The sequence below is a fragment of the Clostridioides sp. LIBA-7602 genome (assembly GCF_056688945.1).
Genome location: NZ_CP196991.1, coordinates 2,433,442 through 2,446,447 on the forward strand (window position 1 = coordinate 2,433,442; position 13,006 = coordinate 2,446,447).

Genomic DNA, 13,006 nt, shown 5'->3' on the forward strand with positions numbered 1-13,006 from the left:
ATGACTCTAATATCAAAACAAGAATCAATAATGTTACTTTTATACAAAAAAAACAAGAAAGTCAGAGGCTTCCTTGTTTTTTTGTATAAATATCACTTTAAAAAATGATTTATTTTTTTAATTCTTTATAGGAACTATTTGATATATGTTCTTTTTTTATGACTTTTCCATTTGAATCTTTAAATATTCTATATGTAGAATACTTATTTTGCCCAGTCTGCTTCACTTCTATCGATATATTAGGTTTGTCACTAGAGTTACCATATATTACTGATGACACACTTCCTCCACCTGCATAGTTTTTAATATATACAGGATGGTTATATGGATTTTTAAACTTTAAATTTAATCCACCATCACTCACAGTAGCATCTCTTCCTTTAGGTACATAAGTTGATGCAGATGAATGATTTGTAACTTGAGTTATTTCCATTCCTGAAATAAGAGCAGCATTATAAACTGTTGAAGATGTCTGACAAACACCTCCGCCTGCTGATTGCTCTAATTTTCCATAAACTATAACTGGTGCATCCTTATATCCATTAGCTTTGTTACTAGGTCCTGTAAGTTTATTATATGAAAACTCTTCACCTGGCATCAGTAATACATCGCTAGTTTTTCTTGCTGACAGACCTACATTATACGACCTACCTTCCACGGCCTGAGAATAAGTAGTTGAATATTGACCTATAACAGAATTCACAGTTTTTACTTGTTCAGTTGTTATATCTGGTTTTTGAAGATTTACTTTAAGTTCTAAAGATTTATGCTCTTTATTTTTTATCATATCATATATAGATTCTTTGTTTGCTGATAAATCGAACTCTCTGCCCACAACAGAATCTGTGTAATTCAATCCTCCACTTCCAACACTAATAGATGCATTTTTCATTTTGACATTAATACTGTCTGCTATAGAAGATACTTTAGAACTAAGCTTTGCTTCATCATAACTGGATTCTATTTTTAGAGCTAGTTTATTTATTCTTATATCAATATATTTTTTTAAGTTTTGAAAGTAAGAGCCTTTTTTTGTAGTCTCATACGCATTTTTTACAACTTCTTCTGTATTATATCTTAAATCAATATCTTTTGGAGATATCGTATATTTTTTCCCATCATAGCTAAGATTTAAATCTTCTGGAGTATACTTACCTGTTATAGCTTTTAATGCTTCTTCTTTAGTCATGTCAGATACATTTACTCCTTCTATATACACATTTTTAGCGATTTTCCCATTATACAGAAATTTGTTATTAAAAAAATAAGTAAATCCTCCTATAGCTACAACTAAAATTGCTAATACTATTATAAGATTTCTCTTTCTTTCTTTTCCTAATCTTGAAACCCTTGTTGCACTTCTGCCCATAACTTCACCTCATTTTAACACTCTTAATTTTGCCTGATAGAGTTTCCATTTCAAAACTACTTTAGATTATATTTGAATAGCTTTTTTTAAACAAGGAATTTAATCAAATGTAACTTTATTGTAAATTTATGTCTTATAATTAGTTTTATTTTTGATATTTTTTTATTATATTTTTTTATTATTTCTTAATAAAAAAATTAAGGGTTTTATAATAATTAACTTGATTTATATTAGAATTTAAATATAACCTATTACAGGATAATGGTCTGATAGGTAAACTTTTTCTACTTCATATCCTTTTAATTCAACATTTTTATTAACAAAAATGTAATCTATTCTAGATTTTGATTTTTCAAATGTTGGTAAATAAGACTTGTTTAGTGAAATGGCCATATCATTGAACATGCTTAAAAAGACATTTTTCTCATTAAAGTCACCACACAAAACAACTATACCTACTAATCTATTCCTATAATCTATTATTTCATCCAATTGTTTTGCTCTTTCTTGTCTATCAAGCCCCAAGTGAGTATTTATTACATTTATAATTCTTGCATATGCATCTATAGTTATACAAAGTGCCCCTCGTTGTTCTTTTTTGCTAGTTAAGAAAAAATGATTGCTATTTAATATTTTAAATTTTGTAAATGTGCAAATACCATATATCATACTTACTTTTTTCACATTTGTAGCAAATACACCATCCATATTTAAAACAGTTTTTAAAGCTAAAAATTGAGGATATAATACTTCTTGCAAACAAATTACATCACAATCCAATTTTTTCAAATATATTCCCATTTTAGTTAAAGTTAATCTATTATTTGAATCCATGCCTTTATGAATATTGTAGGTTACTATTTTCATAATAATATCACCTCTTATGTAATATAATACTTATTAAAATTTAAACTTATCTACTCTTTATTTAAAACTATTACTTAGGTTATAAAATCAACTAATTATAAACTTTATCACAAAAAAACCTAACTTAAGTATTTATATTCTACATAAGTTAGGTTTTATAAACTATTATAATATTTATTATTTCATTCATTTCTAATGATGATTCTCCTTTTTTATCTTTTTCAATTTGCCTTCACTAACAACAAATAAAAATCCCATCTTCTTATATATTTCATCCAATTCAATTAAAGTTACTTCACCATTTTTTAAATTTGTTAATGTTATATCTTGTATTCTTCTTGATGGAATTATCATAAGTTATCAACACTCCTTTAAATTCTTTTTAATCTTTATATTTAAATATATTTATGTATTCTGGTATATATTCATAAATTATTAAAATAAATTCAAAAAACACCCGTTCTGCAAACATTCGTTCTATATACTTATTATACATCATACAGACGTTCGATTCAATACAAAAATTAAATATATCTCGATTCTAGTAAATTTTCCAATATTATGCACTAAATATGTCAAAATATATTTTTTAAACGAATTATATTGTCAAACAAAAAAGTCATCTCATAAAAGCTTACACTTAAATTGAGATGACTTTTCTTATATAAAATCATTAATTCTGTATTATTTTTTATTAAGCTAACATATGTAATATTTGAGTTACCATAAGAGCACAATAAGTACCTATGACATTTCCTAAAAGTCCCATAAGCACACCTACTGGTATTAATACTGGATTATGAACTCCAGCAATCATAGGAGCTGTAGTTACTCCTCCTATATTAGCTATACTTCCTACCTCACAAGTAAATAGGTCCAGCTTAAACAGTTTCGCAAGTCCTATAAATGAAATAGCATGTACAAGAACTACTACTAAACCAAACATTATGTAAACAGGAGCTTCTGACAACCCAAAGAAATTTGCTTTACTACCTGTAGCTGCAAGAAGTAAATACATAAACACATTTCCTACTAATGTACTTCCCTTAAGTTTTGATATTTTAGTCATACCTAATAATATTGATACTGTAGATGCAACAAGTACTACCCACATAGTTTCATTAAGTATACCTGAAGTTGGAAGTATCTTAGATACAATTTGTGCGAAAGCTGCTACTCCAAATCCAACAGAAAGTAAAGTCATAAGTTCTACAAATGTAGGTGCTGTATTATCTTTATTTTCTTTTTCAAGCTTTGATGTAACCTCATCTATAAAACTTGTGTCACACTTTGTCCATTTATTAAATTTAGGACCAAATTTTACAGACATTAGACAAACAGACATCCATACTGTATATCCTATAGAACCCATAAGTATTGCATAGCTAAGACCTTCTTCCGCAACTCCTAGAGCATTAGCTGCTGCAATCATATTTGATGAGCCACCTATCCATGAACCAGATGCTGCCCCAAGAATTTTCCATGAATCTGCACCCATTGAACCTTTAAAAATTATAAATGCTATGACAAATCCAAGCATAAATGTAAATGTAGCACAGAAAAACGATAATAACATTTTAGGACCCATTTTTAATATTTTTCTTAAATCACATTGAATTAACAAGAACACTAACATTAATGGCAAAAAATTTACTGTTATTATATTTTGATACGTTCCAACATCATCATTTTGTGCAAACAAACCAAATGATGCTAGTATAGCTGCTCCTAAGTAGATTAAAAGCATCGGATTGATGACATCAAATATTTTCCACTTCAATTTATCTACCATAAAAAAAATTACACCTACAAATACAACCAAGAAACTACAATATACAAATCCATTCTCAATCACATTATACACATCCTCTCTTTTCCTAATTAATTTTATTTTTTATGATTCCTAATAAAGACCTTTTCTTCAGAAAATAAACAATTAAAATAAATATTTTTATCTATATTGTGCTAATTAAATACATATATACCTAACTATTTACATATATTAATAAAGGTTTGCAGATTAATTACTTTAGAAATGAATAATCTGAATTTAAAATCTTTTTCAACAATTATTCTATTACTAAAATTTTTATTTGTAAAGATAATTAAACTAAATATTTTATTTATTTATTCGTTTTGTTTTATATTTATCTTTATTAATTATGTAATAAAACTATTTTTACTTTAAATCTATATAATATAAATTAAATTTATTTTATATACTTTTTTTTTAAATACGTTTAGATTTTTTTCTTTCATTTTTAGTTTTCAGAACATTCGTATTTATGTTATAATTTGTATGAATATATATTTTTTAGGAGGAAATAATATGAATTTAAATTTAACTAATACTATAAATTTAATGAAAAAATATTTAGATATCCCAAGTCCAGCTGGATATACTGAAAATGCAGTTTTAGAAAGTAAAAAAGATTTTGAATCATTAGGTCTTAATACTATTCTTACAAAAAAAGGTGCACTTATAGCTACTCTTCCTGGTGAAGATGATTCAAATCAAATAACAATATCTGCACATATGGATACACTTGGAGCTATGGTAAAAGAAATATCATCTGATGGTACTCTTAAATACCATAAAGTTGGTGGTGGATGTTGGGCTGCTATAGAAGGTGAAAACTGTACTATTATAACTAGAAAAGGTAAAAAAATTAGAGGAAGTGTTGTATTTAAATACGCTTCTACTCATATATATGGTCAAACAAAAGCTGCATCAGAAAGAAATGAAGAAACAATGATTATCCGACTTGATGAAAAAGTATTTACAAAGCAAGATGTATTAGATTTAGGAATAAGTGTTGGAGATTTTGTATGTCTAGACCACCGTTTTGAAGCTACAGAATCTGGTTTTATAAAATCTAGATATATAGATAATAAAGCAGCTGTAGCAATGGTTCTTGAAATATGCAGATATTTTAAGGAAAATAACTTAACACCTAAACATACTACCAATTTTTATATAAGTAATTACGAAGAAATTGGACATGGTGTTTCTAAAGCTTTACCTGAAAAAACAAGAGAATTTGTAGCAATAGATATAGCACCAACTGGACCAAGTCAAACATCTAGTGAACATGGTGTGACTATAGTTGCAAAAGATAATTTATCATTGTATGATTTTAATTTAAGAAACAAGCTTGTCGATGTTGCAGAAGACAATAATTTAGACTACACTGTCGATGTATTTACTTTCTATGGTTCAGATGCTTCAGAAGCTATTCGTTGGGGAGAAGACGTTCAAATAGCATGTGTTGGTCCTGGAACAAACAATAGTCACCACTATGAAAGGACTCATATAGAAGCTATCGAAAACACTCTAAAATTGCTTATAAACTATATGCTTAAAAAATAATTAAATACAAATTTTACTAAAGTCATTTCTTAACAAATAACCAAATTTAAGTTTTATTTTTATACAAAAATTGGTTTTTCTATAGACTTAATTTAAATTTACTACTATTATATAAGTAGCTTCAATTTTCTTTAGTTAATTGTTGTTAAATTAAATTTTTACAAGCTAACCCTACCAGAAAAGAGTTATCTAATCTGTAAGGAAATAGTTTAATATAGCACATTATACTTGTGTAATTAATAACTTTTCTTTTGTAGAAACTTTTCTTTAAAAGAAAAGTTTTTTGATTTTGGATTTGTTTAAGACATATTTTCTGAGTTAGGAGGATATTTATGAAAAAGGTTGCAGTCATAAGTGCTATTTTAGAAGAGCCAAAAGAATGTCAGCTTAAATTTAATGAGGTTGTGTCAGGTTTTAAAGGTATTATTAAAGGCAGAATGGGAATTCCTTGTGAAGAAGAAGGTGTATCGATTGTATGTATAGCAGTTGTTGGCGAAATGGATACTATCAATAGTTTGACTGGTAAATTGGGAAACATACCTCATGTATCTGTAAAAACTAGTATATCAAAAAAAGAAATTTAAGGTGGTGAGTACAAATGAGTCTAAATTCTACTCCACAATCAATAAGAGTACATATAGGTCTCTTTGGTAAAAGAAATGCAGGTAAATCTAGCATAATAAATGCTATAACAAATCAAAGTGCTGCAATAGTGTCAGATGTTGCTGGAACTACTACAGACCCAGTATTTAGACCAATGGAAATCCTTCCTATAGGACCTTGTGTTCTTATAGATACTGCCGGTCTTGACGATGTTGGTGAACTTGGTGAACTTAGAATAAGTAAATCATTAGATGTTTTGGAAAAAACAGATATAGCTTTACTAGTAGTTGATTGCCAAATTGGTATATCAAAAGAAGATTTAACACTAATTGAAAAGTTTAGTGATAAGAATATACCTCATATTTTAGTTCTTAACAAGATTGATACAATCAAAAATCACTCTGAAATTTTAGACTTAACTAAGAATAAAGTTAAATGTCCAGTTGTTTCTGTCTCATCAACAGATAAAATTGGAATTGAAGATTTAAAGAATGAAATAATAAGAGTCTTGCCTAAAGACAGTACTGAGTTTAAATTGGTATCAGATTTAATTGAACCAAATGATTTAGTTGTTTTAGTAGTTCCAATAGATAAAGCAGCCCCAAAGGGAAGACTTATACTTCCTCAACAGCAAGTTATAAGGGATATTTTAGATACTGGGGCAATTTCTATCGTTACAAAGGAAGATAGTTTAAAAGAAACTCTATCTAGCTTAGGCAAAAAACCAAAACTTGTTATTACTGACTCTCAAGTATTTCCAAAGGTAGATAAAGATACTCCAAAAGATATTCCTCTTACATCTTTTTCTATATTATTTGCTAGACAAAAGGGAGACCTTAAAGAATTAATTAATGGCGCTTATGCTTTAGAAAATTTAAAAGATGGTGATAAAGTCTTGATGGCTGAGGGTTGTACTCATCACAGACAGACTGATGATATTGGAACAGTAAAGATTCCTAACATGATTAGAAAGAAAACTGGTAAAAATATTACTTTTGAATTTAGTTCCGGAGTATCCTTCACTGAAGATATAAATAAATATGCACTTGTAGTTCATTGTGGAGCTTGTATGATGAATAGAGCTGGAATGTTATCTAGAATAGAAAAGGCAAAATCTTTCAATGTACCTATAGTAAACTATGGTATTTTAATAGCATATGTAAAAGGTATTTTAGAAAGATCACTTGAACTTTTCAATTACTAAAAATTTAACTATATTTAATAATTACATATTTGTATATGACTAAAAATAAGATTAAATACTTTATAGATAAACTTTACAGCATAAATTCATTAAGCTTTGATGAACTACTATATTTAATAGAAAATATCGACAATGAAGAATATAACTTTGAACAAAATTTAAGAAACTATCTTTATAAGCAAGCTAGCGACATGAGGAATAAACATTATGGAAATATAATCTATTTGAGAGGACTTATAGAACTTACAAACTATTGTAAAAATAATTGCTACTATTGTGGAATACAATCTTCTAATAAAAATATCACAAGATACAGACTTTCACTTGATGAAATACTTGAATGTTGTGATATAGGTTATAAAATAGGATATAGAACATTCGTTTTGCAGGGTGGTGAAGATACATATTTTAATGATGATAAAATATGTGAAATTGTTTCTAGCATAAAAAATAAATATGAGGATTGTGCCATAACACTATCATTAGGAGAAAAGAGTTATGACTCATATAAAAAATACTTTTTAAGTGGTGCAGACAGATATCTTTTAAGACATGAAACTGCTACAGACAGTCATTATAAAAAATTACATCCGCCAAACATTGAACTTAAAACTAGAAAGGAATGCCTAAAAAACCTTAAGGAAATTGGTTATCAAGTAGGTGCTGGATTTATGGTTGAATCACCATTTCAAACCAATGAGGACCTTGTTCGTGATTTATTATATCTAAAAGAATTAAATCCTCATATGGTTGGGATAGGACCTTTTATTCCACACCATGATACAATATTTAAAGATTATAAACATGGAGATTTAGAAAAGACATTACTTATGCTTTCAATTACAAGACTTCTACTTCCAAAAGTTTTATTACCTGCTACAACAGCCCTTGCATCTATAAACCCTAGTGGTAGAAATGCAGGTCTTTTAGCTGGCTGTAATGTAATTATGCCAAACCTTTCTCCTCAAGAATTTAGAAAACAATATTCTCTTTATGATAACAAAGCCTTTACTGGTCAAGAAGCTTGTGAGTATCACGAAAGTTTAGAAGAAAACATCAAGTCACTAGGACTTAAAGTCGACTATTCTCGTGGTGATAATATTGAATGGAGGCGTTTGTAAATGTTCATAAAACATGAACTGATTAATTCTTTGTTAGAGGATGCAAAAAATTCAACTTATGATGATATTGAAAAGGTACTTGATAAGGCTGATAGAAGGGAAAAACTTAGTTATAAAGATATAGCTACTCTTCTTGAAGTAGAAGATAAAAAACAACTAGATAAATTATTTAGTATAGCTGGGCAAATAAAAAACGAAATATATGGTAATAGAGTGGTTTTATTTGCCCCTCTTTATGTATCAAACTACTGTGTAAATGAATGTGTTTACTGTGGTTTCAGTACATGCAACAAATTTAAAAGAAAAAAACTTACTATGGATGAAGTAAAAGAAGAGGTTAAAATACTAGAAAAAATGGGTCATAAAAGACTTGCTCTAGAGGCCGGTGAAGACCCTAAGAACTGTGATATAAATTATATTTTAGATTGCTTAGATGCAATTTACTCAACATATAACGAAAATGGAAATATAAGAAGGGTAAACGTTAACATAGCTGCTACAAGCGTAGATGAATACAAGTTACTAAAAGAAAAAGGAATAGGAACTTATATATTGTTCCAAGAAACTTATCATAAACCAACATTTATAAAAATGCATGGTCAATCTATAAAAAATGACTACTATTACCATTTAACAGCTTTTGATAGAGCTATGGAAGCTGGTGTTGATGATGTTGGTGCTGGAGTCTTATTTGGTCTATCTGACCCAAAATTTGAGGTTCTAGGACTTATGATGCACAATGAGCACTTAGAGGAAAAATTTGGAGTAGGATTCCATACTATATCTTTCCCTAGATTAAAAAAAGCTGAAGGAATGAGTTTAGAAGATTTTCCTCACTTAGTTTCTGACGATATGTTCAAAAAAATAGTAGCTATAACTAGATTAGCTGTTCCTTTTACTGGAATCATAATGTCCACTAGAGAAACTGCTGATATGAGAAATGAATTGCTAAAGTATGGTGTATCACAAGTCAGTGCAGGTTCTCTGACAGGTGTTGGAGGATATAAAGCATATGAAGATGGTGACAATACAGAACAATTCGAAGTTGGAGACCATAGAAGCCCTGTAGAAGTGCTTAAAGAATTAATAACTGATGGATATATCCCTAGTTATTGTACAGCTTGTTATCGCAAAGGTAGAACTGGAGATAGATTTATGAGCTTAGCTAAAAGCCGCCAAATCCACAATGTCTGTACACCAAATGCTCTTACTACATTAAATGAATTTCTAATTGATTATGGTGATGATGAGCTTAAAGCTATGGGCAAAAAACTTATCACAGAAGAAATAGCTAAGATAGAAAGAGAAGATATAAGAAACATAGTATCTAACAATATGACTGCCTTAGAGCGTGGAGAAAGAGATTTATACTTATAAAATTTTGTTACTTATATATTATTTATTGTATATTCTATAGGTTAGTAGTAATATTATCTAAAGGGAAAGTTTAAGGGAGGGAGATTAACATTGAAAGATAACAACAATACCAATAAAACTATTCAATTTGGAGAAAAAAAAGCTAGCCTAGAAAGCAATATTCAAAAAAATAAAAATATCAAACTTGATAATACACACAAAGTCATTCCTTACCCTAAAAATAGAAAAAAGGATGATAAAAAGAAAAGTAACAAGAAAAAGAATACAAATACCAATAAATCTAAAGTTAATAAAAATAATTATGGTCATTCTTTTTTTAACAACAAATATAAATATAAAAGAAAACCTTATGTTATTGCTTTATACACAGTAATTTTTATTCTTTTAGCAATCTTAATTATAACTAAATTGACAGATAATACGAGCAAAGGTAACTATTCTCGTAATACTGTTTCTGATGCTCACAAGAATGACATCCAAAACATGACCCTTAATGAATCAACTAATCTTCTTACTTGTGGGTAATTTAAAAGAGTTATCTCATTTCAGAAATCACTTTCTAAAACTGAGATAACTCTTATTTTTATTTAATATTTATTTTACCAACCTTGAGTTACTTCATATACTTCATCACCAATTCTACCATTTAAGTAATCATCTATTGCAGAATCTATGATGCTCATTGCTTTATCTACTTGTTCCTTAGTTATTACTAGAGGAGGTTGTACTCTTAAAGTAGATTGTCCTAAGAATATCATTATTAAACCAGTTTGTATACATCTGTAGCATATCTTAGCTGTAGCATCTGGATTTTTTTCATTAGAACCATTTCCTTTAACTATATCAACTCCTATAGATAACCCTAAAGCTCTTATTTCTCCAATTATATCGTATTTTTCTCTTAATTTCTCAAATCCTGCTTTAATATAATCTCCCATTTCTATACTCTTTTGAAGTAAGTTTTCTCTTTCGATTATTTCTATAGATTTTAAAGCAGCTACACATACTGTTGTATTTCCAGCTAAAGTAAATAGATGTGCTGGTGCATCAAGACTTTGCATTATCTCAGTTCTTCCAACAACTGCTCCTAAAGGTAATCCACCTCCAACAGATTTTCCAAGAACTAGAAGGTCTGCTTCAACACCAAAATTTTCTATACCAAACCACTTACCTGTTCTTCCCATACCTTGTTGTATTTCATCACTTATAAGTAGTATTCCATTTTCTTTACATATTTTACTTAAACCTTGTACCCACTCTACTGGAGGCACTATTATTCCTGCATCTCCTGCAATCGGTTCTATAAATATTGCAGCTACTTCTTCTGCTGGTAGATAGTGTGCAAAAGCATATTCTATCTCATCTAAACATTCTTTAGCTGTTCTATTTTTATCAGGATAGTGGAAGTGATAAACTTCTGGTAATAATGGACCCATTTTTCTTCTCATATTTGTACTTAATGCAGATATAGATATAGCTCCATAAGTACTTCCATGATAAGATTCATACATAGATATTATTTTTGTTCTTCCAGTATACCCTCTTGCTAGTTTTATAGCAGCATCTATACAAGCAGAACCTGTTGCACTGTATAATACTTTTTTATCATTATCTCCAGGGGCTATTTCCACAAGCTTCTCAGCTAATTTTACAGGAGGATCACTATGGAAATACGCAAGTGTATATTGTGTAATATCATCCATTTGTTCTTTAACTGCTTGTGAGATTTCCTTATTTCCATGACCTACATTCGCAGAGCCTGCACTTGCTAAAAAATCAACATACTCATTACCTTCATAATCATATAACATTGCACCATCACCTGATTTAAATGCTACTGGATAGTAAGGTATTTTTTGAGTTTTAGCAACATATTTTTTTTCTTCTGTACTTATCATTTGACTAGTTATCTCGCTCATTGGCAAATCATCCCCTCTTTAAATAGATTTATGTTTTAAAATTATTGCGATTTATAAAGATATTCTCGTATAAAATTCTTTATATACTTAATGTTATTATCTTTGGCACAAATTGTCAATATATGTTTTTATAATTTTCAAAATATTTGTTATTCAGAAACAATATATTTTATTCTTATCAAATAAACATTATTCCACAAAAAATAAAGGACTCTATTCTATTTTTATAGAGTCCTTTGCAAATCAACTTATAAATACTATTATTCTGTTTATTTTTTATTAAATTATATAATCATCTTTTACTCTCCCTAATAATCTCTTTAAAATGCTCTAATTGCTCTTGTTGTTTTTTATGTTTTATATATGGGAAAGCTTTGATAACTCTTTTTTGTAATATGATATTGGATTCTATACGGTCTAATTTACTGTTTATTTTGTTTATTTTTTCTCTAGTTTCTAATTCATCATTATTTACTGTTTTAAATAAAGACTGTATCTCTCCTCTATCAAATTTATCAAGCTTCACATTTATATCATTAAGGTCTGTAATTATCTCATCTAGCAAGCTTAACTTTATATCCAATTTTTTAAGTGTTATAATAGTAACAATCAAATCAAGCATAGTCCAAAGTGTTGTAACTACAGCTATTGATATTAATATTCTATATGGAATTGTTCCTACAAAATACTTTATAAATGGATGTATTAATTTTATTATTAAAACAGACATTATACCAAAGTATATTGCATTTTTTAAACATATTCTACCCTTTATATTGAATTTTCTGTCAGAATAATCCCACCATTTTGCATGAAATAAGGTTTCTAGAATAAATCCTGTAAAGTATTCTAATATTGTAGTTAAAATCATACCTAAGAGAAATATTATGATTATATTATCAAACCTTCCCAATAGTGATATTACAATTACTGCTCCAAAGCCATAAACAGGACATATTGGACCATTTAAAAAGCCTCTATTAATTATTCTTTTACTTGCTATAGAACATCCTATACTTTCTACTATCCATCCTAAAAAAGAATATATAAAAAAGTATAAGATATACCTTATTATTTCCATAATTTATCTCTACTCCTTCACTAAGTTGTCTTATTTTATGCATAATGTAAAAATAATTATAGAAATAGTTTTTTCGTTTTTTATATTTGTTATTC

Annotated in this window: 12 protein-coding genes; 6 read left to right on the plus strand and 6 right to left on the minus strand. The window is 28.3% G+C overall.

What is annotated here, in order from left to right:
- Positions 1 to 109: 109 nt before the first annotated feature.
- The 4 genes from ACTG45_RS11750 to ACTG45_RS11765 form a co-directional block, all read right to left on the minus strand.
- Positions 110 to 1,369, minus strand: a complete 1,260-nt coding sequence (locus ACTG45_RS11750; RefSeq protein ID WP_021384988.1) for a VanW family protein — start codon at positions 1,367 to 1,369, stop codon at positions 110 to 112.
- Between the two features lie 237 nt (positions 1,370 to 1,606).
- Positions 1,607 to 2,236, minus strand: coding sequence for an endonuclease/exonuclease/phosphatase family protein (locus ACTG45_RS11755; protein ID WP_479919031.1), 630 nt, complete (start codon positions 2,234 to 2,236; stop codon positions 1,607 to 1,609).
- A gap of 192 nt (positions 2,237 to 2,428) precedes the next feature.
- Positions 2,429 to 2,590 carry a hypothetical protein gene (locus tag ACTG45_RS11760; protein ID WP_003424559.1) on the minus strand — a complete coding sequence of 54 codons (162 nt, stop codon included), beginning with the start codon at positions 2,588 to 2,590 and terminating at the stop codon, positions 2,429 to 2,431.
- Positions 2,591 to 2,930: 340 nt separating this feature from the next.
- A complete protein-coding gene (locus ACTG45_RS11765) occupies positions 2,931 to 4,091 on the minus strand; it encodes a DUF819 family protein (RefSeq protein WP_021384976.1) in 1,161 nt (386 codons plus the stop codon).
- A 474-nt stretch (positions 4,092 to 4,565) separates the two neighbouring features.
- Here ACTG45_RS11765 and ACTG45_RS11770 point away from each other — a divergent pair, with 474 nt between their 5' ends.
- From ACTG45_RS11770 to ACTG45_RS11795, 6 genes are all read left to right on the plus strand, one after another.
- Complete coding sequence (locus ACTG45_RS11770) at positions 4,566 to 5,606, plus strand: M42 family metallopeptidase (RefSeq protein ID WP_479919032.1); 1,041 nt, start codon at positions 4,566 to 4,568, stop codon at positions 5,604 to 5,606.
- A gap of 332 nt (positions 5,607 to 5,938) precedes the next feature.
- A complete protein-coding gene (locus ACTG45_RS11775; protein WP_003430584.1) occupies positions 5,939 to 6,190 on the plus strand; it encodes a TM1266 family iron-only hydrogenase system putative regulator in 252 nt (83 codons plus the stop codon).
- A gap of 14 nt (positions 6,191 to 6,204) precedes the next feature.
- Positions 6,205 to 7,413, plus strand: a complete 1,209-nt coding sequence (hydF, locus tag ACTG45_RS11780; protein WP_479919033.1) for a [FeFe] hydrogenase H-cluster maturation GTPase HydF — start codon at positions 6,205 to 6,207, stop codon at positions 7,411 to 7,413.
- A gap of 35 nt (positions 7,414 to 7,448) precedes the next feature.
- A complete protein-coding gene (gene hydE / locus ACTG45_RS11785) occupies positions 7,449 to 8,534 on the plus strand; it encodes a [FeFe] hydrogenase H-cluster radical SAM maturase HydE (protein WP_021385018.1) in 1,086 nt (361 codons plus the stop codon).
- Positions 8,535 to 9,911: a [FeFe] hydrogenase H-cluster radical SAM maturase HydG gene (gene hydG, locus ACTG45_RS11790; RefSeq protein ID WP_479919034.1), complete on the plus strand. Its 1,377-nt coding sequence runs from the start codon at positions 8,535 to 8,537 to the stop codon at positions 9,909 to 9,911. It abuts the gene before it with no gap.
- A gap of 90 nt (positions 9,912 to 10,001) precedes the next feature.
- Positions 10,002 to 10,436, plus strand: a complete 435-nt coding sequence (locus ACTG45_RS11795) for a hypothetical protein (RefSeq protein WP_021385013.1) — start codon at positions 10,002 to 10,004, stop codon at positions 10,434 to 10,436.
- A gap of 74 nt (positions 10,437 to 10,510) precedes the next feature.
- Here ACTG45_RS11795 and ACTG45_RS11800 read toward each other — a convergent pair whose 3' ends face one another.
- The gene (locus ACTG45_RS11800) at positions 10,511 to 11,830 is read right to left on the minus strand and encodes an aminotransferase class III-fold pyridoxal phosphate-dependent enzyme (RefSeq protein ID WP_044213613.1); all 1,320 of its coding nucleotides are present in this window, start codon (positions 11,828 to 11,830) and stop codon (positions 10,511 to 10,513) included.
- A 292-nt stretch (positions 11,831 to 12,122) separates the two neighbouring features.
- Positions 12,123 to 12,911 carry a putative ABC transporter permease gene (locus ACTG45_RS11805; RefSeq protein ID WP_479919035.1) on the minus strand — a complete coding sequence of 263 codons (789 nt, stop codon included), beginning with the start codon at positions 12,909 to 12,911 and terminating at the stop codon, positions 12,123 to 12,125.
- Between the last annotated feature and the right edge of the window lie 95 nt (positions 12,912 to 13,006).